The sequence below is a fragment of the Streptomyces sp. NPDC097619 genome (genome assembly GCF_040302735.1).
Lineage (GTDB): Bacteria > Actinomycetota > Actinomycetes > Streptomycetales > Streptomycetaceae > Streptomyces.
Genome location: NZ_JBEOSD010000015.1, coordinates 33,089 through 54,108 on the forward strand (window position 1 = coordinate 33,089; position 21,020 = coordinate 54,108).

At 72.5% G+C, this 21,020-nt stretch carries 18 protein-coding genes; 8 read left to right on the top strand and 10 right to left on the bottom strand.

The genetic code is table 11. The annotated features are described in order from the left end of the window. Positions 1 to 127: 127 nt before the first annotated feature. Positions 128 to 784 carry a snapalysin gene (gene snpA, locus ABTZ17_RS06630; protein ID WP_352194402.1) on the bottom strand — a complete coding sequence of 219 codons (657 nt, stop codon included), beginning with the start codon at positions 782 to 784 and terminating at the stop codon, positions 128 to 130. A 210-nt stretch (positions 785 to 994) separates the two neighbouring features. Between snpA and ABTZ17_RS06635 the strand changes: the two genes are divergently transcribed. Then, complete coding sequence (locus tag ABTZ17_RS06635; RefSeq protein ID WP_352194403.1) at positions 995 to 1,966, top strand: LysR family transcriptional regulator; 972 nt, start codon at positions 995 to 997, stop codon at positions 1,964 to 1,966. Between the two features lie 640 nt (positions 1,967 to 2,606). Here the strand turns inward: ABTZ17_RS06635 and ABTZ17_RS06640 are convergent. Continuing rightward, complete coding sequence (locus ABTZ17_RS06640) at positions 2,607 to 3,479, bottom strand: hypothetical protein (RefSeq protein WP_352194404.1); 873 nt, start codon at positions 3,477 to 3,479, stop codon at positions 2,607 to 2,609. Positions 3,480 to 3,756: 277 nt separating this feature from the next. Between ABTZ17_RS06640 and ABTZ17_RS06645 the strand changes: the two genes are divergently transcribed. Next, positions 3,757 to 4,626: a DUF4097 family beta strand repeat-containing protein gene (locus ABTZ17_RS06645; RefSeq protein WP_352194405.1), complete on the top strand. Its 870-nt coding sequence runs from the start codon at positions 3,757 to 3,759 to the stop codon at positions 4,624 to 4,626. Between the two features lies 1 nt (position 4,627). Then, positions 4,628 to 5,587, top strand: coding sequence for a PadR family transcriptional regulator (locus ABTZ17_RS06650; protein ID WP_352194406.1), 960 nt, complete (start codon positions 4,628 to 4,630; stop codon positions 5,585 to 5,587). A 91-nt stretch (positions 5,588 to 5,678) separates the two neighbouring features. On the opposite strand, the gene ABTZ17_RS06655 is transcribed toward ABTZ17_RS06650, so the two are convergent. Together ABTZ17_RS06655 and ABTZ17_RS06660 are read right to left on the bottom strand one after the other, a co-directional pair. Next, on the bottom strand, positions 5,679 to 6,641 hold the full coding sequence (locus tag ABTZ17_RS06655) for a zinc-binding dehydrogenase (protein ID WP_352194407.1): 963 nt from the start codon (positions 6,639 to 6,641) through the stop codon (positions 5,679 to 5,681). A gap of 332 nt (positions 6,642 to 6,973) precedes the next feature. Further along, entirely contained in the window at positions 6,974 to 8,179 is a 1,206-nt protein-coding gene (locus ABTZ17_RS06660; RefSeq protein ID WP_352194408.1) for an NAD(P)-dependent malic enzyme, read from the bottom strand. A 533-nt stretch (positions 8,180 to 8,712) separates the two neighbouring features. Here ABTZ17_RS06660 and ABTZ17_RS06665 point away from each other — a divergent pair. The 3 genes from ABTZ17_RS06665 to ABTZ17_RS06675 are packed head-to-tail and all read left to right on the top strand — an operon-like array spanning position 8,713 to position 11,422. Further along, complete coding sequence (locus ABTZ17_RS06665; RefSeq protein ID WP_352194409.1) at positions 8,713 to 9,678, top strand: ABC transporter substrate-binding protein; 966 nt, start codon at positions 8,713 to 8,715, stop codon at positions 9,676 to 9,678. Positions 9,679 to 9,710: 32 nt separating this feature from the next. Next, positions 9,711 to 10,655, top strand: coding sequence for an amino acid ABC transporter permease (locus ABTZ17_RS06670; protein WP_502994609.1), 945 nt, complete (start codon positions 9,711 to 9,713; stop codon positions 10,653 to 10,655). Beyond that, positions 10,655 to 11,422 (top strand): amino acid ABC transporter ATP-binding protein, encoded by a 768-nt coding sequence (locus tag ABTZ17_RS06675; RefSeq protein WP_352194410.1) that lies wholly within the window; start codon positions 10,655 to 10,657, stop codon positions 11,420 to 11,422. The genes ABTZ17_RS06670 and ABTZ17_RS06675 overlap by 1 nt, the downstream gene beginning before the upstream one ends. A gap of 151 nt (positions 11,423 to 11,573) precedes the next feature. On the opposite strand, the gene ABTZ17_RS06680 is transcribed toward ABTZ17_RS06675, so the two are convergent. Further along, positions 11,574 to 12,362, bottom strand: coding sequence for a class I SAM-dependent methyltransferase (locus tag ABTZ17_RS06680; RefSeq protein WP_352194411.1), 789 nt, complete (start codon positions 12,360 to 12,362; stop codon positions 11,574 to 11,576). An 81-nt stretch (positions 12,363 to 12,443) separates the two neighbouring features. Between ABTZ17_RS06680 and ABTZ17_RS06685 the strand changes: the two genes are divergently transcribed. Then, positions 12,444 to 13,073 carry a CGNR zinc finger domain-containing protein gene (locus ABTZ17_RS06685; protein ID WP_352194412.1) on the top strand — a complete coding sequence of 210 codons (630 nt, stop codon included), beginning with the start codon at positions 12,444 to 12,446 and terminating at the stop codon, positions 13,071 to 13,073. Here the strand turns inward: ABTZ17_RS06685 and sodX are convergent. Beyond that, positions 12,977 to 13,369 carry a nickel-type superoxide dismutase maturation protease gene (gene sodX / locus ABTZ17_RS06690; RefSeq protein ID WP_352194442.1) on the bottom strand — a complete coding sequence of 131 codons (393 nt, stop codon included), beginning with the start codon at positions 13,367 to 13,369 and terminating at the stop codon, positions 12,977 to 12,979. The genes ABTZ17_RS06685 and sodX overlap by 97 nt on opposite strands. Positions 13,370 to 13,551: 182 nt before the next feature. Between sodX and sodN the strand changes: the two genes are divergently transcribed. Beyond that, positions 13,552 to 13,947, top strand: a complete 396-nt coding sequence (gene sodN, locus ABTZ17_RS06695; protein WP_352194413.1) for a superoxide dismutase, Ni — start codon at positions 13,552 to 13,554, stop codon at positions 13,945 to 13,947. Positions 13,948 to 14,036: 89 nt separating this feature from the next. Here sodN and ABTZ17_RS06700 read toward each other — a convergent pair whose 3' ends face one another. From ABTZ17_RS06700 to ABTZ17_RS06715, 4 genes are all read right to left on the bottom strand, one after another. Beyond that, entirely contained in the window at positions 14,037 to 14,222 is a 186-nt protein-coding gene (locus ABTZ17_RS06700; RefSeq protein ID WP_007266501.1) for a DUF6104 family protein, read from the bottom strand. Positions 14,223 to 14,313: 91 nt separating this feature from the next. Beyond that, a complete protein-coding gene (locus ABTZ17_RS06705) occupies positions 14,314 to 15,585 on the bottom strand; it encodes an aKG-HExxH-type peptide beta-hydroxylase (protein WP_352194414.1) in 1,272 nt (423 codons plus the stop codon). Positions 15,586 to 15,796: 211 nt separating this feature from the next. After that, positions 15,797 to 19,666 carry a multifunctional oxoglutarate decarboxylase/oxoglutarate dehydrogenase thiamine pyrophosphate-binding subunit/dihydrolipoyllysine-residue succinyltransferase subunit gene (locus ABTZ17_RS06710; protein ID WP_352194415.1) on the bottom strand — a complete coding sequence of 1,290 codons (3,870 nt, stop codon included), beginning with the start codon at positions 19,664 to 19,666 and terminating at the stop codon, positions 15,797 to 15,799. 258 nt (positions 19,667 to 19,924) lie between these two features. Next, positions 19,925 to 20,959, bottom strand: a complete 1,035-nt coding sequence (locus ABTZ17_RS06715; protein ID WP_352194443.1) for a HAMP domain-containing sensor histidine kinase — start codon at positions 20,957 to 20,959, stop codon at positions 19,925 to 19,927. Positions 20,960 to 21,020: the final 61 nt, after the last annotated feature.

Genomic DNA, 21,020 nt, shown 5'->3' on the forward strand with positions numbered 1-21,020 from the left:
GCCGCCCCCGGCGGGGGTCCGGCGGGGTCCGCACGACGGCCCGCGGCCCCCGCCGGGGGCGGGACCGTTCGCAAGGGGATCGCGTCCTCCGGATCCCGCCGGTCGGGCGGGATCCGGACGGCACGGCCTAGCGGTTCTGCGCGGCGGCGATGCCGTTGCGCCAGAGCTGGTCGACCCGGGCGCGCTCGGTGCTGTTCGGGTAGGCGTTGGTGCAGGAGGGGCCGGGGCCACCGCCGGACATCAGCTCGCTGCACGGACCGGAGTAGCGGTCCGGCAGGCCGAGCACGTGGCCCGTCTCGTGCGAGGTCACGCGGGTGGAGTCGTACTGCTGGTTCTGGCGGTAGTCGAGGAAGATGTAGCCGCGGCCGTGTCCGTCCGTGCTGGCGTAGGAACCGCGGGAGTCGTTGCCCTCGTAGTACTGGAAGTCGCCCCCGGAGGTGACCTCCTGGAGCTTCACGTTGGCCACCGAGCCGTTCCATATCTGGGTGCTGCGGGCGATCTGGGTGCGGAAGCTCGGGGCGTTGCGGGTGCTGTACCTGACGGTCACCGCGAGGACGCCGGGCTGGGCGGCCCGCTTCGCGGCCACCGAGGCCGTCACGGCCTCGAAGAAGGCGCGGTTGGCGGCGGCGTTCTCCTTCGACCGCTCGTAGGCGGCGTAGGAGGCGGGGGATCCGGTGCCGACCGCGGGAGCGGCCGGGGCAGCCGCTGCGGGGGCGACGCCGAGGGCGGCGGTCAGTCCGATGCCGATGATCGAGGCGAGCACGGGCAGACGGGAATGGCGCATGGGGGGCTCCGATTTCGTCCGGTGAACGGGGCGGCCGTTCGTCCGGTACCGGAGTCTGCGGGAGCGGAACGCGCACGGGGATGATGCCATCCGGCGATAGGTCGGGACTATCGGCGGACTTCGGGCAAACGTCGACTGGCGGCAGATTGGCGGAAATCGGTGGTTCATCAGTGACTGGTGCGGTGCAGGGGGCCGTCCTATTTTCTTCGCATGGAGCTTGAGGTGAGGCACCTTCGCGCACTGTGCGCCATCGCGGACGCGGGCAGTCTGCACAAGGCGGCCAGGCAGCTCGGGGTGAGCCAGCCCTCGCTGACCACGCAGCTGCGACGGATCGAACAGGCCCTGGACGGCGAGCTGTTCCTGCGGGAGCGGACCGGCTGCCGCCCGACCCCCTTCGGGCGGGCCGTCCTGGGGCGGGCCCGCCCGCTGCTGGCCGGGATGGCCGCGCTGGTGGCCGAGGCCCGGGCCGCGGCGCAGGAGCCGCGGCTGAGGATCGGGTCCACCGCCAGCCGCGCCCTGCCGGGCTGGCTTCGCCGGCTCAGGCGTCGACTCCCGGCCACGGAAACCTCGTTGCTGGTGGACGTATCGGCCAACGCGCTGCTCAAGCTGGTCGCGGCCGGACAACTCGACGTGGCCTTCGTCCACGAGGTGGACGGCTGTCCGTTGCGGATCCCGCCCGGTCTGGAGCCGCGGGTGCTGGTGGAACGCGAGCCGCAGTTCGTCTCCCTGGCCCTCGACCACCCGGCCGCGGCCCGCCCCGTGGTGGACCTCGCGGACCTCGCCGGCGACCGGTGGATGGTGGACCCCTCCGTGGACGGGGAGCAGGACGGGCTGCACCGGGTACTGACCGAGGCGGGGTTCAACCCCCGCTTCCTGCACGGGGACTACCACACGGCCGCCTCACTGGTCGTGACCGGCGAGGCGGTGGCCCCCTGCCAGCCGACCTCCGGCCCCCGCGAGGACATGGCCATCCGGCCGCTGCGGGGGGACCCCCTCGGGGTGCGGCTCCTGCTGGTCTCCCGCCCGGCGGCCGACCCCGCCGGGGCGGTGGGGCCGGTGGGGCCCGCGGGGGAGGAGCTGTACGAGGACCTGCTGGCGGCCTACCGGGAAGTGGCCCTCGGGGCCCTGCCGTACCGAGCCTGGCTCGAACGAACCCGAAGCCCCCTCCTCACCGGCCCGTAGCCCGTTCGGGGGCCGTGGGGTGCCGCCTGTCCGCGGTGGGGCGCGGCTTCAGGCCGCCTCAATCGCCGGCGGGGCTGGAGAGCGCGGGCTGGGTGGTCGGCCGTGGGCCCGACGGAGTCCGGTCGCGATGGAGCGGGAGCGGCCCGCAAGGCGTCCGAGCACATCGGTGTGGACGAGAGCGAGTCCCAGCCCGCGCGGCGTTCGACCGCATAGGTGAGCCGCGCCGGGACGTGGACGGGAGCGAGTTCCAGCCCGCGCGGTGTTTGAGCGCATCGGTGAGGTGCACTCGACCGTGCACGCGAGCCCGCCTCAAGCCCGCGCGGCGTTTGAGCGCAGGCGGTGAGGCGCGCCAGGACGTGGACGGGAGCGAGTTCGAGCCCGTGCGGCGTTTGAGCGCAGGCGGTGAGGCGCGCTGGGACGTGGACGGGAGCGAGTTCGAGCCCGCGCGGCGTTTGAGCGCATCGGTGAGGCGCGCCGGGACGTGGACGGGAGCGGGTCCCAGCCCGCGCGGCGTTTGAGCGCATCGGTGAGGCGCGCTGGGACGTGGACGGGAGCGGGTTCGAGCCCGCGCGGCGATTGAGCGCAGGGCGGGCAGGCGCCCCCGGCCGAGGACCCGCCCCCTCGGAGCCCCGCGCAGCGGCTAGGTGGGGCGCCGCCCCGAGAGGCCCGTCGCCCCGTGGGCGGCCATCGCGGCGCCGGCCGCCGAGGCCACGGCGTGGCGCCGGTGCAGGCCCCAGGCCAGGAGCGGCAGGCCCACCGCCAGCTCGACCGCTCCCGTCACGCGGCCCCCGCGGAGGCGGCCCTCCCGGTCCGCGGCCTCCAGTTCGGCCCGTACGGCATCGCGCCAGCCGGACCATTCCACGGTCTCGGAGCCGGGGGCGACCTGGGCCGCCTCGCGGAGCCGGTCGGCCGGTTCGCCGGGGGAGAGTCCGGCGGGCATCAGGAGGCCGGCGCGGGAGAGGAGGGCGATCAGGCCGAGCAGCCGGGAGCGGCCGTCGGCGGCCGCGTCGGGGGCGGCGAGGCCGTCGAGGACCTCCATGTCGAGGACGGGGTCGAGGCCGAGTCGGGCGGCGAAGAGGCGCAGGGTGCCGGCTTCCCCGGCGGGGGTGCCGTCGGCCTCCCAGCCGTAGGCGAGGGTCCGGCGCAGGCCGGAGGCCAGGGCGAAGCCGGTGCGGCCCTCGTCCCACCACAGGCCGAGGACGGGGAAGCCCGCGCCCACGGCCACGGCGGTGCTCCAGCCTTCGAGGACCTCCTGTACCCCGTGCGCTCCCTCGGTCCCGTGCGGGTCCTCCGGGCGGAGCGGGCGGAGCACGGCGGGGCGGACGCTCCGAGGTCCCCCGGCTCCGGCGTCCGTCGCCCGCCACGGCTTGCCCTGCGGGGTCAGCACGCTCCACTCCGGACCGGCCGGGGCGAGCAGCAGCCGTTCGCGCAGCAACTGGGCGAAGGGGCGCACGGAACGGGGCTCGGCGCGGCAGAGCAGGAGCCCGCCCGCGGTCGTCATGGAGATCGGCATGACCCCACGCTAAGGCAAATCGGGGCATCGGATGTCATCTCGGGACTTCCGTCACGAGACCGGCGCCGGAGGTCCCGCTCCCGCCCGCCCGCCGCCTCGCGGGTCCGTCCCCGGTCGGCCGCCGCTCCGACTCCCGGCTCCGGTCCCGCCCCCGCTCTTGACTCCGCCCGACCGAGATATATCGTGTTTTACGGAAGACGCGATATGTTGTGTCGTGCCGGTGGTCGCGGTCCGCGATCGGGCCGGACGCCCCGAGCAGCCCGAGAGGACCAGTCCCATGACCCAGACGTGGTCGGTCAGCGAGCCGCAGAAGCTCTCCTTCGAGGAGCCGGTCACCGGGCTCTCCGTGCGCCTGGTCAACGGCGCGGTCAACGTCGTCGCCGTCGAGGAAGGGCCCGCCCGCCTGGAGGTCTCCCACGTGGAGGGCCCGCCGCTGCTGGTCACCCACGAGGACGGCCTGCTCACCGTGGCCTACGAGGACCTGCCCTGGTCCGGCCTGAAGAACGCCCTCGACCGCAGCAGCTGGCAGCGCACCGCCGTGGTCTCCCTGGCCGTACCCGCCGGGACCGGCCTGCGCTTCGGCGCGGTCGGGGCCACCGGCGTGGTCTCCGGGCTCGGCGGGCCGGTCGAGGCCCGTACGGTCTCCGGAGACCTCACGCTGGTCGGCCTCTCCGGGGCGGTCGGGGCGGACACCGTCTCCGGAACCGTGGAGGCCCAGTCCGTGACGGGGGACCTGCGGGTGCGCTCCGTCTCCGGGGAGCTGACCGTCATCGACGGCGGCGGGCCCTCCGTCCGCGCCGAGTCCGTCAGCGGGGACATGCTCGTCGACCTGGCCGCCGGCGGGGCCGCCGAGATCAGCCTCGCCTCCGTCTCCGGTGAGGTGGCCATCCGGCTCCCGCGGCCCACCGACGCCCGGGTGGACGCCAACACCGCCGGCGGCTCGGTCTCCAACGCCTTCGACGACCTGCGCGTCTCCGGCCGCTTCGGCGCGAAGCGGATCACCGGCACCCTGGGCGCGGGCACCGGCAGCCTCAAGGCCACCACCGTCTCCGGCTCCATCGCCCTGCTCCGGCGCCCCGACGGACCCGACGGACCGGAGGAGACCGCTCCGGCCGCTCCCCTCGACCTCGACAAGAAGGTGCTCTGACATGCCGCCCGTCTTCGCCCACGGCCGCCTGCGCCTGTACCTGCTCAAGCTGCTCGACGAGGCGCCGCGCCACGGCTACGAGGTGATCCGGCTCCTGGAGGAGCGTTTCCAGGGCCTGTACGCCCCCTCCGCGGGCACCGTCTACCCCCGCCTCGCCAAGCTGGAGGCCGAAGGGCTCGTCACGCACGCCACCGAGGGCGGCCGGAAGGTCTACTCGATCACCGACGCCGGCCGGGCCGAGCTGGCCGGGCGCAGCGGGGAGCTGGCCGATCTGGAGCTGGAGATCCGCGAGTCGGTGGCCGAGCTGGCCGCCGAGATCCGGGACGACGTCCGCGGCGCGGCCGGACACCTGCGCCGCGAGGTGCGGGCCGCCGCGGCCGCCTCCGAGCAGCGCACCGAGGACCCGCTGCGGGACTTCCGCGAGCTGCGTGACAGCGAGGCGTGGCAGTCGGCGAAGGAGGAACTGCGCCGGGCCAAGCAGGAGTGGAAGGAGCAGACCCGCCGCGCCAAGGACGAGAGCCGGCGGGCCCGCGAGGAGGCCCAGCACGCCCGCCGCCAGGCCCAGGAGGCCCACGAGAAGGCCCGGGAGGACGTGCAGCGGATCGCCCGGCAGATGCAGGAGCAGTTCACGAAGTTCGGCGGCCGGGAAGGGCTTTCGGGGTTCACGGCGCAGCTGGGCGGGCTGGCCCGGGAGGCCTCCGCCTGGCTGGGCCAGGACCGGCCCGCGGAGTCCGGCCCGGCCGGTGAGGCCCGCGCCGCCGAGCGTCCGGACTGGGCGGCCGACCTGGCGCCCTCCGGGGATCCGGCCCGGGACCTGGACCGGCTGCTGGACCGCTTCCGGGACGGGGTCCGGGACGCCGCCCGGGACCGGGGGCTGACCGAGGCGCAGCTCCGGCGGGTCCGGGACCGGCTGGGCGAGGCCGCCGCCCGGGTGGACGAGGCCCTGCGCGAGGACCGCTGAGGGCCCGCGGCCGCGAGCGCGGAGGGGCGGGGGCGGCACGGAGCCGCACCCGCCCGGTCCCCCGCACGGCCCCGGCCGCGCCCCGTTCGGCTCAGAGGGTGAGGACCAGCTTCCCGAAGAGGTCCCCGGAGGCCAGCCGGGCGAAGGCATCGGGGGCCCGGTCCAGGGGGTAGCTGCCGTCGATGACGGGGCGGACGCCGGTGGCCTCGCAGAAGGACAGCAGGTCCTCCAGCTCGTCCTTGGTGCCCATGGTGGAGCCCACCACCTTCAGCTCCAGGAAGAAGATCCGGGTCAGCTCGGCGTGGGCCGGGCGGTCCCCGCTGGTGGCGCCTGAGATCACCAGGGTGCCGCCGGGGCGCAGGGACTTCACCGAGTGGGACCAGGTGGCCGCGCCGACCGTCTCGATCACGGCGTCCACCCGCCCGGGGAGCCGGGCCCCCGGCTCGTACGCCTCCAGCGCGCCCAGTTCCACGGCCCGCTTGCGCTTGGCCTCGTCCCGGCTGGTGGCGAAGACCCGCAGGCCGGCCGCCTTGCCGAGGACGATCGCGGCCGTGGCCACGCCGCCGCCCGCGCCCTGGACGAGCACGGAGTCGCCGGGGCGGACGCCCGCGTTGGTGAAGAGCATCCGGTAGGCGGTGAGCCAGGCGGTGGGCAGGCAGGCCGCCTCCTCGAAGCTCAGCCCGGCGGGCTTGGGCAGCACGTTCCAGGCGGGCACGGTGACCTGCTCGGCGAAGGTGCCCTGGTAGCGCTCGGTGAGGATGGAGCGGGGCTCGTCGGGGCCGACCCCGTGCCCGCTCTGCCCGATCACGGAGTGCAGGACGACCTCGTTGCCGTCCTGGTCGATCCCGGCCGCGTCGCAGCCGAGGATCATGGGCAGCTTCTCCTCGCCGAGTCCGACCCCGCGCAGCGACCACAGGTCGTGGTGGTTGAGCGAGGCGGCCTTGACGTTGACGGTCACCCAGCCGGGACGGGCCGCGGGAGCGGGGCGTTCGCCCAGCTCCAGGCCGGTCAGCGGCTGGTCACGATCGATTCTGGCGGCGTAGGCAGCGAACATGCCGCCAGACGCTACCGGCAGGTAGCCCCGGTGGCCAGGGTGTTCCGGGGCACTCCCGGAGGGCGCCGGGCGCCGCTCTGCGCCCCTCGCGCACGCCTCCGGCGCCCGTGGGGCCGCCACCCGCCTCTCGGGCCCGTACGGGCCCCTCCGGCGCCCCGCAGCCGGTCGTGGCGCCGGGGCCCGGAACCTGCTCCCGGAAACCGGCTTCCGGAACCGCTCGCCGGCACCGGCCCCGGACGCGCCCGAGGGCCGTACCGCCATGTTCGGCGGTACGGCCCTCGGGTTCACGCGTCCTCCCGACGACCGCCGGGGTGGGGCGGCCGGGTCGGGGGTCAGGCCAGGCGGGCCACGCCGTCCGCGCGGGCGGCGGCGGCCACGGCGGCGGTGACCGCGGTGGCGACGCGCTCGTCGAACGGCGACGGGATCACGTAGTCCGCGGCCAGCTCCTCGTCGGAGACGACCCCGGCGATGGCGTCCGCCGCGGCGATCTTCATGCCCTCGGTGATCCGGGAGGCCCGGACCTTGAGGGCACCGGCGAAGATGCCGGGGAAGGCCAGCACGTTGTTGATCTGGTTCGGGAAGTCCGACCTGCCGGTGGCCACGACCGCCGCGTACTTGTGCGCGACGTCCGGGTGGACCTCCGGGTTCGGGTTGGCCATGGCGAAGACGAAGGAGTCCTTCGCCATCGAGGCCACCGCAGGCTCCGGCACGGTGCCGCCGGAGACGCCGATGAACACGTCGGCGCCCGCGAGGGCCTCCTCCAGGCTGCCGGTCAGGCCGGTCCGGTTGGTCAGGCCCGCGATCTCGGCCTTCACGTCCGTCAGGTCCGTGCGGTCGGCGGAGACCACGCCCTTGCGGTCGGTGACGCAGACGTCGCCGATGCCCGCGTCCACCAGGATCTTGGCGATGGCGATGCCCGCCGCGCCCGCGCCCGAGATCACCGCGCGCAGGTCGCCCAGGGTGCGTCCGGTGAGCTTGGCGGCGTTGCGCAGGGCCGCCAGGGTGACGATGGCCGTGCCGTGCTGGTCGTCGTGGAAGATCGGGATGTCCACGCGCTCCTGGAGGCGGCGCTCGATCTCGAAGCACCGGGGTGCCGAGATGTCCTCCAGGTTGACCCCGCCGAAGGAGGGGGCGAGGCGGACCACGGTCTCGATGATCTCGTCCGTGTCCTTGGTGGCGAGCGCGATCGGGACCGCGTCGACGCCACCGAACTGCTTGAACAGGATGGCCTTGCCCTCCATCACGGGAAGGCTGGCCTCCGGCCCGATGTCACCGAGACCGAGCACGGCCGTACCGTCGGTGACGACGGCGACCACGTTCGACTTCCAGGTGTACTCGTGGACCAGGTCGGGCTGCTCGGCGATGGCGCTGCACACCTTCGCGACGCCGGGCGTGTAAGCGAGGGACAGGTCGTCCTTGTCGCGGACGGGGACGGTGGCCTGCACTGCCATCTTCCCGCCTCGGTGCAGCGCGAAGGCCGCATCGGGGTTGTTGTCCGTGACGCTGTCGCTGCGAGGATTGACGATCTCCGCTGCCACTTTGTTTGACCCCTTAAGTCTTTATCAGTTGAGGGTTGACCACTCCTGGTTGAGGGGTGGGCGGGCACCGCGTGCGAGGCTCCGGCTTCGGCAAGCGGTAGGCCCACTTCTCCCGGAGTGGGAGGTTCGTACGCGCGGGCGCGCCGCACGCGCGCCCTGAGCCCCGGATGAGGGGTGTAAGGATCTGTTCTACCCGAAGAACACTCGACCGGACGAGTCATTCCCACTGTGACTTTAAGGTGCTTGTCCGCTTTTGCCGAATGATCCTGGTAGTGCTGTCCGCCCCGCGAGACGAACCGTAAAAACTGACGCCCGAGGCATCTTTCGCCGGAGAAGTTACGGTGGGTAAGCCCCTTGTCCGCAGGCGCGTTGGGCATCTCGGGACACCCGTTATCCGATTTTGACCTGGCGGGCCGTCTGAATCGGCCAGTCCGAATGGCAAGATGCCGTAATCGCACGAGGTCGCGACACTCGAAGGTGCGTGCACGACCCGTTTACGGCCCGCTTCTGCTTCCCTGCCGGAGGATCCGATCATGATTGCAAGCACCACTCGCCGTTCGACCGCCGCCCGGTCCCGCATCGCCGCGGCCGGCGCCGTCGTGGCCGCCGGTGCCCTGCTCCTCACCGGCTGCGGCGACCAGACGGACAAGGCGTCGGGCGGGGACACCAAGGAGACCCCGAAGTCGAGCTCGGCCCCGCTGTTCTCCAAGCTCCCCAAGGCCATCCAGGACGCCGGCGTCATCAAGGTCGGCACGGACGCCACCTACGCGCCCATGGAGTTCAAGAAGGGCTCGGAGATCGTCGGCGTCGACCCCGACATCGCCGCCGCCCTCGGCAAGCAGCTCGGCGTCACCTTCAAGTTCGAGTCCGGCACCTTCGACGCCCTCATCGGCTCGCTGAACACCGGCCGCACCGACGTGGTCATGTCCTCCATGAGCGACACCAAGGCCCGCCAGGAGGGCCTGGACGACAAGGGCAACAAGACCGGTAACGGCGTCGACTTCGTCGACTACTTCACCGCCTCCACCGGCATCCTGGTCAAGAAGGGCAACCCGGAGGGCATCAAGTCCCTGGACGACCTGTGCGGCAAGAAGCTCGCCGTCCAGCGCGGCACCACCTACGAGCAGGCCGCCAAGGACCAGAGCGCCAAGTGCGAGAAGGACGGCAAGGGCAAGATCTCCATCGAGTCCTTCCCGACCGACGCCGAGGCCCAGACCCGCGTGAAGGCCGGCGGCGCCGTCGCCGACCTGAACGACTCCCCGGTCGCCGCCTACATCGCCCAGACCGCCAACAACGGCGCCGACTTCGAGGCCATCGCCAACCCCGGTGACGCCGGTCCGTTCGGCATCGCCGTCGACAAGAAGAACACCCAGCTGCGCGACGCCCTCGTCGCCGCCCTCGACGCGGCCATCGCCGACGGCAGCTACAAGGCCGCGCTGGACAAGTGGAACGCGGGCTCCGGCGCCGTGACCAAGGCCGCCGTCAACAGCGGCAAGTGACCGCGCCTACGCTCCACTGAAGGGCAGTCACTGTGACTGACAAGCTCGACAAGGTCCCGGGCCCGGCGGACACCCCGCCGGCCGGGTCCGTTCCCCCCGAAGAGATCAAGGCCATCCCGGTCCGGCACTACGGCCGCTGGGTCAGCGCCGTCGTCGCCATCGGCCTGTTCGTGGCCCTCGTGGTGGCCTTCTCCAACGGCAACGTCCGCTGGGCCACCGTCCCGGAGAAGCTGTTCGACCCCAGCATCCTGAGCGGTCTCGGGAACACCGTCATCATCAGCGTCGCGTCCATGGCCCTGGGCCTGGTGCTGGGCGTGGTCTTCGCGGTCATGCGGCTCTCGAAGAACCCGGTCACCAGCACCATCGCGTGGCTGTACATCTGGTTCTTCCGCGGGACCCCGGTCTACGTCCAGCTGCTGATCTGGTTCAACCTCGCCCTGATCTTCCCGATCCTGAACCTCGGGTTCTACAAGGACGAGATGACCCAGGTGATGACCCCGTTCCTCGCCGCGCTGCTCGGCCTCGGTCTCAACGAGGGCGCGTACATGGCGGAGATCGTCCGGGCGGGCATCCAGTCCGTCGACGAGGGTCAGACCGAGGCCTCGCACGCCCTGGGCATGAAGCAGACCCAGACCATGCGCCGGGTGGTCCTGCCCCAGGCCATGCGGGTGATCGTGCCCCCGACGGGCAACGAGTTCATCAACATGCTGAAGACCTCGTCCCTGGTCGTGGCCGTGCAGTACGCGGACCTCCTCCGCGCGGCCCAGGACATCGCCGCCACCTCCTTCGCGGTGATGGAGATGTTCTTCGTCGCCTCGATCTGGTACCTGGCGCTCACCAGCGTCTTCAGCGTCGGCCAGTACTACCTGGAGCGGCACTACGCCCGCGGCGCGCTGCGGTCCCTGCCGCCCACCCCGCTGCAGAAGATCAAGGCGAACCTGGCCTCCTTCTCCAACCGACCCTCGCAGGGGGCCTGATGTCCGCGCACGCCATGGTGAAGGCCGAGGGCGTCCACAAGTCCTACGGCGCCGCCCACATCCTCAAGGGCATCGACCTGGAGGTCGCCCCGCGTGAGGTGTTCTGCCTGATCGGCCCGTCCGGTTCCGGCAAGTCCACCTTCCTGCGGTGCATCAACCACCTGGAGAAGATCAACGCCGGTCGCCTGTACGTGGACGGCGAGCTGGTGGGCTACCGCCAGAAGGGCGACAAGCTCTACGAGCTGAAGGACTCCGAGGTCGCCGCCCAGCGCCGGGACATCGGGATGGTCTTCCAGCGCTTCAACCTCTTCCCGCACATGACGGCCATAGAGAACGTCATGGAGGCCCCGGTGCAGGTCAAGGGGGTCAGCAAGGCCGTGGCGCGGGAGCGCGCGATCAAGCTCCTCGACCGGGTCGGCCTCGGGGACAAGGGCGGGAACTACCCCTCCCAGCTCTCCGGCGGCCAGCAGCAGCGCGTGGCCATCGCCCGCGCGCTGGCCATGGAGCCGAAGCTGATGCTCTTCGACGAGCCCACCTCGGCCCTCGACCCGGAGCTGGTCGGCGACGTCCTCGACGTCATGCGCGACCTCGCCGAGTCCGGCATGACCATGGTCGTGGTCACCCACGAGATGGGCTTCGCCCGCGAGGTCGGCGACAACCTCGTCTTCATGGACGGCGGCGTCGTGGTCGAGTCCGGCCACCCGCGCGACGTCCTGACCAACCCGCAGCACGACCGCACCAAGGCGTTCCTCTCCAAGGTGCTGTGACGGCGGCAGGCTCCTCATGCCGGGAGGGCGGTACGGATCTCCGTACCGCCCTCCCGGCATGTCCGGGGCCCCGCGTCACCGGAACGGCCGAACCGCCGGCGCGGGTCGGGCGCGGTGGCGGGGGGCGCGCCGGACGGCGCGGCCCGTCGCGTCAGCGGATCGCCAGGACCAGGGCGTCCGAGGGGGAGCGCCAGACCGTGCGGGCCTCGGCGAAGCCGGCCGCCCGCAGGGCCTCCGCGTGCCAGACGTCCGAGGGGGTCTCGCCGTCGGCGTGCTCGCCGTAGATCTCGAAGCGGCGGGCGGTGGGGCCGGCCAGCACCGGGTCCTTCGCGGCCAGGTCCCACCACTCGGCCCAGTCCAGGGCCCCGGCCGCCTTGGCGCGGTCCATCACGGAGTGCCGGTGCGCCCGCTCGGCCGCGTTGATCAGCGGGGTGGCCTCGTCCTTCATGTGGTCGGCGTTCATGAACACCCCGCCCGGGCGGACCAGCCCGGCCAGCCGACCGTAGAGGGCGGCCAGGTCGGGGGTGAAGAGCCAGTGCAGGGCGGTGGCCGTCAGCACCGCGTCGTAGGACCGGTGCGGCAGGGCGGCGGCCCACTCCGGGTCCTTCAGGTCGGCGGTGACGAACTCGACCCGCGGGTCGTCCGCGAAGTAGCCCTCGGCGATGGTCAGCAGGGCCGGGTCCAGGTCCACCCCCGTACTGCGGGCGTCCGGGAACCGCCGGAGCACGCGGTCCGTGATACTTCCCGTACCGCAGGCGAGGTCGAGGATCCGGGGGGCCGGACCGGCCACGGCCTCCAGCATGTCCAGCATCACCCGGAACCGCTCCTCGCGGTCCGGCATGTACCACTCCTGCTGCCGGTCCCAGCTCTCCTGCCAGGCCCGCCAATCGGTTCCCGTCCGCTCCGCCGTTCCGCGCTCCGCCGTTTCCCGGTCCGTCATCGCCGAGCCCTCCGCCCGTAATACCCTCGAACCCATCTCACTGGTTACCCCGACCCTAGACCGCAGCCGTAAGGACTACAAGTGGAATTGGCCTCTTACTCGGACTACGCCGTGCGCCTGGTCAACACCGAGGAGCCGGCCCGCGGCAAGGACTCCCTGACCTCCGTCGAGGCCGTCCGCGCCCTCTTCGGCGAGGCCTCCCAGATGGCCCGCCGCGCCACCGACGCGGACCTCACCCGCTTCCGCGGCGTCCGCGGCCGGCTTCGGAGCGTCTTCGAGGCGGCGGACGGCGGGGACCACACCCTCGCCGTGGACCTCCTCAACTCCCTGCTGCTCGAATTCCCCGTCAGCCCGCAGATCTCCGGCCACGACTACCTCGACGAGGACGGCCGGCCCCGCTGGCACATGCACCTCGCCGACCACCCCTCCAACGCCACCGCCGGCTACGCGGCCATCGCCGCCATGGGGCTCGCCTTCCACCTCACCGAGCACGGCGCCGACCGGCTCGGCCTCTGCCAGGCCGGCCCCTGCCGCAACGCCTACCTCGACACCTCCACCAACCGCTCCCGCCGCTACTGCTCCGACCGCTGCGCCACCCGCGCCAACGTCGCCGCCTACCGGGCCCGCAAGCGCCTGGAGGCCGAGACGTCCGGCAGCAGCGGCCGCACCGAGGACAGCGCCCACGAGACCCGGGCCGCCGCCGACCGCTGACCCGCCGACCGGGGCCGCAACCGGACCCGCGCCACGGCCAGCACCAACTCCTCGGGAACCGTCCCGTAATCCGTGCTGTCACCCCCGGCGAAGGCGTTGTCCCCCAACACCCACCAGCCCCCCGGACGGCGCTCCACGGCCCGCTTCACCACCAGCAGGTCCTGTTGGAAAGGATGGCGCAGCACCACCACCTGGCCCGGCCGCACCCGCGCCCCGTAGCTGACCAGCAACCGGTCCCCGTCCACCAGGGTCGGCGCCATCGACGGACCGGACACCTCCGCCACCCCGTACCGCATTCCCGCCACGCCCCTTCCCGTCCTTCCTCCCGGATCCGCCCTCCCGGGCGCCCCGTACGATCCCGTCCCCGCCCGGCCGCGCCCTCGGACTTTCGTACCGATCGCATGGGGCGCCCGCGAAATCGGCTTTCTCACGGAGTAATCTCCCACCTGAGAAGACGATCACGAGGAGGACGAGCTCAATGCTTTCCCGCCTGTTTGCCCCCAAGGTCACGGTCAGCGCCCACTGCGACCTGCCCTGCGGCGTGTACGACCCCGCCCAGGCCCGCATCGAGGCCGAGTCGGTCAAGGCCGTGCAGGAGAAGTACCAGGCCAACGAGGACGCGGACTTCCGCGCCCGCGCGCTCATCATCAAGGAGCAGCGCGCCGAGATGGCCAAGCACCACGTCTCGGTGCTGTGGAGCGACTACTTCAAGGCCCCGCACTTCGAGAAGTACCCGCAGCTGCACCAGCTGGTCAACGACACCCTGAAGGCCCTCTCGGCCGCCAAGGCGTCCAACGACCCCAAGACGGGCGAGAAGGCGCTGGAGCTCATCGCCGAGATCGACCGCATCTTCTGGGAGACCAAGCAGGGCTGAGCCCCGCCCCCCTTCCGGGTGACGTACGAGGGGCCCGGCCGGAGCGATCCGGCCGGGCCCCTCGCGCGTCCCGGGGACGCCGGCAACGCCTACTCGTCGTCCTCGTCCTCGTCGTCCAGCCGGGCCAGCCAGGTGGCCAGCCGCTCCACCGGGACCTCGAAGTCCGGGTTCAGGTCGACGAAGGTGCGCAGCTGCTCGGCCAGCCACTCGAAGGTGACCTCCTCCTCGCCGCGCCGCTTCTCCAGTTCCTCGATGCCGCGATCGGTGAAGTACACACCCAGCTCCGTGCCGTTCAGGGGTTCTCTCGGTTCCCGGTCAGGATAGTCCGCCCGCCCCGGAGGCCCCGCGCCGCCGGTGCCGCTCCTCTCAGGGGGCCGCCAGGGCCGGGTGCGCGCGGTCCCAGGCGCGGCGCTCCCGGGCCAGCACCCGCCGGGCCGCCGCGTACTGCTCCCCGGGCGGCGGCAACGCGTCCAGGGCCCGCTCCGCCCGCGCCATGGCCGCCGTGAACACCCGGCCCGCCGCCGTCAGCCCCGGGTCCGCGGCCAGCCCCGGCAGGACCGCCGCCACCCGGGTGCGGTGCCGCGCGTGCTGGGTCCAGGCCCCGCGCGCCCCGTACAGGGCGGCCCGCTGCCAGTACCCGGCGAGCGCGAGCTGGGCGTACGCGCCCCGCAGCAGCCCCTCCAGCGGGCGCGGCTCCGGGTGCCAGGGGGCCCAGTGCCGGGCGGCCGGGCCCGCCGTGTGCAGGCTCACCACCGTGCCCAGCGCGGCCAGCTTCCCGTACTGCACCTCCCGCACCAGGGTGGCCGCCAGCGCGGGCGGGGCCTGCCCGCGGGCGAAGACCGCCCCCGGGGCCTCCGGCAGGGTGGCGCCCGGCTCGCCCGCGCCCCCAGCGAGCGGCACCAGACTGCGCAGCAGGCCCGCCGCCTCTTCGGCGCGGGCCGTGTCGTAGCGGCCCAGCAGGGTCAGGGCCCCGTTCCACTGGACGTCCCACCGCTTGTGGCCCCGCGGGGTCAGCCGGCGGGCCGCCGCCACGGCGGTCGGGCGTCCCGGCACCCGGTACGGATCCAGATCGTCCAGGACGGTGGCCCCGCCCGGTAACGGGTGCAGCGGCAGGGCCGCCGGGTCGGCCGGGTCCCAGCAGCCGGCGGAGAGCCGCTGCGGGCCGGGCCGGCCGGGCCGCAGGACCCCCAGCGTCGGCAGCACGATCCGCCCGTGCACCGGCTTCAGCACGGCCGTGAAGGCGATCCCCGCCCGCAGCGCGGCGGCCACCGCCACCCCGCCCAGGTGGCCCAGGTCCGGGGGTGGGCCCGCCGGGTCCCCGAGCCGGTGCAGGGTCTCCTCCGCCCAGACCCCCGTCGCCGGGTAGTCCAGCACCGCCGCCACCGCCTCCGGGGCCTGCCGCACCGCCTCGTCCAGCAGTGCCCGGTGCTCCGGGGCCGGGCCGCCGTCCGCCCCGCCGCGCACCGCCTCCCGCAGCACCCGGCGCAGCAGGTCGCGGCGGCGCTCCCGGCGGGCGGAGGTGAGCAGGGCGGTGCCCTCGGCGCTCGGTTCGGTCTCCCCGATGGTCCGGAGCAGCTCCTCCGACACCGGCGGCGCCGCCGGGGGTCCGGGCTGGCCCGTGGTGCCGCCGTGCCTCATGAGTGTCCTCCCGCCGCGGATCTCCGATCCCTGCCCGCCGGGTCCGGTCGGCTAACGGCGGAAAGCGGTCAACTCTGGTCCGGGGCAAGCCGGTTCGGACAGCGTGACGAGGCCCCCGAGCGCCGGCCGGTGGACCCCGGACGGCCGGAAGGCCCGGCCCCCCGAGGGGACCGGGCCTTCCGCGACGTTCCGGACGGGAACGGGCCTGCCGTTACGCGTCGAAGACCTCGGCGACCAGCTGGGCCTGCTCCGCCTGGTGGCGCTTGGCGGAACCGACCGCCGGGGAGGAGGAGTGCGGCCGCGAGATGCGGCGCAGACGCTCACCCGCCGGGATGTCGGCGCCGACCGCCAGGTCCAGGTGGTCGATCAGGTTGAGCGCGATGAACGGCCAGGCACCCTGGTTCGCCGGCTCCTCCTGCGCCCACAGGTACTTCTCGGCGTTCGGGTACTTGGCGATCTCGGCCTGGAGCTCGGCACCCGGCAGCGGGTACAGGCGCTCGATGCGGATGATCGCGGTGTCGGTGACCCCGCGCTTGACCCGCTCGGCCTCCAGGTCGTAGTAGACCTTGCCCGCGGTGAACACGACCTTGCGGACCGCGTTCGGGTCCACGGTCGAGTCGCCGATGACCGGGCGGAAGGCGCCGGAGGTGAACTCCTCCGCCTTCGAGGCCGCCGCCTTCAGACGCAGCATCGACTTCGGGGTGAAGACGACCAGCGGCTTGTGGTGCGGGTTGTGGACCTGCCAGCGCAGCAGGTGGAAGTAGTTCGACGGCAGCGTGGGCATGGCCACCGTCATGTTGTTCTGTGCGCAGAGCTGAAGGAACCGCTCCGGGCGGGCCGAGGAGTGGTCCGGGCCCTGGCCCTCGTAGCCGTGCGGCAGCAGCAGGGTGACGCCGGAGGTCTGGCCCCACTTCTGCTCGGCGGAGGAGATGAACTCGTCGACGACGGTCTGCGCGCCGTTGACGAAGTCACCGAACTGGGCCTCCCACAGCACCAGCGCCTCGGGACGGGCCAGGGAGTAGCCGTACTCGAAGCCCATCGCCGCGTACTCGGAGAGCAGCGAGTCGTAGACGTTGTAGCGGGCCTGGTCGTCCGACAGGTACAGCAGCGGGGTGTAGTCCTCGCCGGTCTCCCGGTCGATGAGGACCGCGTGGCGCTGACCGAAGGTGCCGCGGCGGGAGTCCTGACCGGACAGCCGGACCGGGGTGCCCTCCATCAGCAGCGAGCCGAAGGCCAGGGTCTCGCCCATGCCCCAGTCGATGGTGCCCTCGTCGATCATCGCCGCGCGGCGCTGCAGCTGCGGCAGCAGGCGCGGGTGGACGGTGACGCCCTCGGGGATGGTGACCTGGGACTCGGCGATCCGCTTGACGACGTCCTGGGAGATCGCGGTGTCCACCGCGACCGGGAAGTCGGGCTGCGGGGCCACGGCGGGCGCCGCGATCGCGGGCTGCGTGGCGGCCTCGCGGACCTCCGCGAATACCTTCTCCAGCTGGCCCTGGAAGTCCTGGAGCGCCTGCTCGGCCTCTTCCAGGGTGATGTCGCCGCGACCGATCAGGGACTCGGTGTACAGCTTGCGCACCGAGCGCTTCTTGTCGATCAGGTCGTACATCAGGGGCTGCGTGAAGGCCGGGTTGTCGGACTCGTTGTGCCCGCGGCGGCGGTAGCAGATGAGGTCGATGACCACGTCCTTGTTGAACGCCTGGCGGAACTCGAAGGCGAGCCGCGCGATGCGGACCACGGCCTCCGGGTCGTCACCGTTCACGTGGAAGATCGGCGCCTCGATCATGCGGGCCACGTCGGTCGCGTACATCGACGAACGCGAGGACTCCGGGGCGGCGGTGAAGCCGACCTGGTTGTTGATGACCACGTGCACGGTGCCGCCGGTGCGGTAGCCGCGCAGCTGCGACATGTTCAGCGTCTCGGCGACGACGCCCTGGCCCGCGAAGGCCGCGTCGCCGTGGAGCGCCACCGGCAGGACGGTGAAGTCCGTGCCGCCCTTGTTGATGATGTCCTGCTTGGCGCGGACCACGCCCTCCAGGACCGGGTCCACCGCCTCCAGGTGCGAGGGGTTCGCGACGAGCGAGACCTTGATCTGCTCGCCGTCCAGGCCCGTGAAGGTGCCCTCGGCGCCCAGGTGGTACTTGACGTCGCCGGAGCCGTGCATGGACTTCGGGTCGAGGTTGCCCTCGAACTCGCGGAAGATCTGCGCGTACGACTTGCCGACGATGTTCGCCAGGACGTTCAGGCGGCCGCGGTGGGCCATGCCGATCGCGACCTCTTCGAGGCGGGCCTCGGCGGCCGAGTCGATGACGGCGTCGAGCAGCGGGATGACGGACTCGCCGCCCTCCAGGGAGAACCGCTTCTGACCGACGTACTTCGTCTGCAGGAACGTCTCGAAGGCCTCGGCGGCGTTCAGCCGGCGCAGGATCCGCAGCTGCTCCTCGCGCTCAGGCTTGGAGTGCGGGCGCTCGATGCGGTCCTGGATCCAGCGGCGCTGCTTCGGGTCCTGGATGTGCATGAACTCGACGCCGGTGGTGCGGCAGTACGAGTCGCGCAGCACGCCGAGGATGTCGCGGAGCTTCATCATCGACTTGCCGGAGAAGCCGCCGACCGCGAACTCGCGCTCCAGGTCCCACAGGGTGAGCCCGTGCTCGGTGATGTCGAGGTCGGGGTGCTTGCGCTGCTTGTACTCCAGCGGGTCGGTGTCGGCCATGACGTGGCCGCGCACCCGGTAGGAGTGGATCAGCTCGAAGACCCGGGCGGCCTTGGTGACGTCATCGTCGTGCGAGGCGTCGATGTCCCGGAGCCAGCGGACCGGCTCGTACGGGATCCGCAGGGACTCGAAGACCTGGTCGTAGAAGCCGTCCTCGCCGAGGAGGAGGTTCGACACGATCCGCAGGAACTCGCCGGAGGCCGCGCCCTGGATGACCCGGTGGTCGTAGGTCGAGGTCAGGGTCATGACCTTGGAGATGCCCAGCTTGTTCAGGGTGTCCTGCGAGGTGCCCTGGAACTCGGCCGGGTAGTCCATGGAGCCGACGCCCATGATGACCGACTGTCCGGGCATCAGGCGGGGCACGGAGTGCACGGTGCCCAGGCCGCCCGGGTTCGTCAGGGAGACCGTGACGCCGGTGAAGTCGTCCATCGTCAGCTTGCCGACGCGGGCGCGGCGGACGATGTCCTCGTAGGCCTGCCAGAACTCGAAGAAGTTCAGGGTCTCGGCCTTCTTGATGCCCGCCACCACGAGCTGGCGGTCGCCGTTGGGCTTCACCAGGTCGATGGCCAGGCCGAAGTTGATGTGCTCCGGCTTGACCAGGGTGGGCTTGCCGTCCTTCTCCGCGAAGGAGTGGTTCATGGACGGCATGGCCTTGATCGCCTGCACCATCGCGAAGCCGATGAGGTGCGTGAAGGAGATCTTCCCGCCCCGGGCCCGCTTCAGGTGGTTGTTGATGACGATCCGGTTGTCGAACAGCAGCTTCACCGGGACGGCGCGGACGGACGTGGCCGTCGGCACCTCCAGCGAGGCGTTCATGTTCTTGGCGACCGCGGCGGCCGGGCCGCGCAGCGTCACGAACTCGGGGCCGGCCGGGGCCTCGGCGGCCGGCGCCGGAGCGGCGGCCTTCGGAGCGGCGGCGGGCGTGGCCTGAGGGGCGACCTGGGCCGGAGCGGCGGCCGGGGTCGGGGAGGTGACAGTCACAGCAGGGGCACCAGAGTGGGTGGCAGGAGCAGAGGCAGGTGCTGCAGCGGAGGGAGCGGCGGCGGGCGCTCCGGCGGGGGCGGTGCCCGGGCCGGCGGGCGTCTGCGGGGCCGGGGCCGTGGGGGCGGACTGTGCGGGACCGCCTTCCGTGGCCGCGGGATCCGGGGTCACCGCGGGCTTCTCGGACACGGCCGGGGCGGCCTGGCCGCCCGGCTTGTAGTCGGCGAAGAAGTCCCACCAGGCCCGGTCTACCGAGTTCGGGTCCTGGAGGTACTGCTGGTAGATCTCGTCGACGAGCCACTCATTCGCGCCGAACCCTGAGGCGGGGTTCTTCCCGCCCCCTGATCCGTTCGTGGTGGTCGGGTTACTGGGGGACTGTGGCGACACGGCGGCAACCGCCCTCTTCCGCTTCACAAGGTGATGGACAGCGGGGACAAAGGCTACGCCTCCCGGGCGCCGTCCTGCAGACCGGGCGGGACTTACGTCGTGCAAGTCACACCGAACGGCGGGTTTCGCCGAGCGGAATGGCGGGAAACAAGTGTGGTTTGCGTAGGGGTCACCCGGACTGCGCCCCTGTGGCTCGCACCCCTGACGGACCCCGCGCACACCTGGCCGAAGTCCTCGCTTCCTGAGTCGAACCCTACGTCAACCTGCGGACTTCCGGATTCCCGGAAGGGTGACGCGGATCAGACAGCCCCGAGCGGATTCGGCCACACGGATCTCGCCACCGTGCAGACCCACCGCCCAACGGGCGATCGCCAGGCCCAGACCGGTGCCCCCGTCGCCCCCCGCGGCGCTCCCGCGGTTGAAACGTTCGAACACCCGGTGCCGCTCGGCCTCCGGGATGCCGGGACCTTCGTCCAGTACCTCCAGGGCCAGTGACCCCTGGGCCTCGCCGCGCCGGGCCCGTACCGTGACGCGGCCGTGCTGCGGGCTGTGCCGGATCGCGTTGTCCACCAGATTGGCCACCACCTGGTGCAGCCGCTCGGCGTCCGCGTGCGCGGTCAGCCCCGGCGGGAACACGTCCAGGTGCAGGTGCACGTCCTTGCGGGTGTGCGCCCCCGAACCGGAGCTGAGCCCCGGCCGCCGGGCCGCGGCCAGCCCCGCCTCCTTCAGCACCCCCGACAGGTACGGCCACACCTCGAAGGTCCGGGTCCGCAGCGGCACCACGCCGTTGTCCACCCGGGACAGGTCCAGCAGGGTCTCGACGAGCCCGCCCAGCCGCTCGGTCTGCTTGAGCATGGTCCGCATGGTCTCCGGATCTGGCTCGGAGACCCCGTCGACCACGTTCTCCAGCACCGCGCGCAGCGCCGCGATCGGGGTGCGCAGCTCGTGCGACACGTTCGCGACCAGCTCCTTGCGGTGCCGGTCCACGGCCTCCAGGTCGTCCGCCATCAGGTTGATGGTCGCCGCCAGGTCGCCCAGCTCGTCCCGCCGGTCCGCGCCCACCACCCGCCGGGTGTAGTCCCCGTGCGAGATGGCCCGCGCCACCGTGGTCATCTCGTCCAGCGGGGCGGTCATGCTGTGCGCCACGAACTGGGTGATCAGCATCGAGGCGATCACCGAGAACACCGTGATGAACCGCAGCTCGGTGTCCGTGCGCAGGGCCACCAGCAGCAGCCCCGTGGTGATGAACACCGAGACCACCACGAGGGTGCCCAGCTTGGTCTTGATGGAGATGCCGAAGGGTCGCCCCCGACGCGCGCCGCCCCCGGACCGACCCCTGCGGGCCGACCCGTCC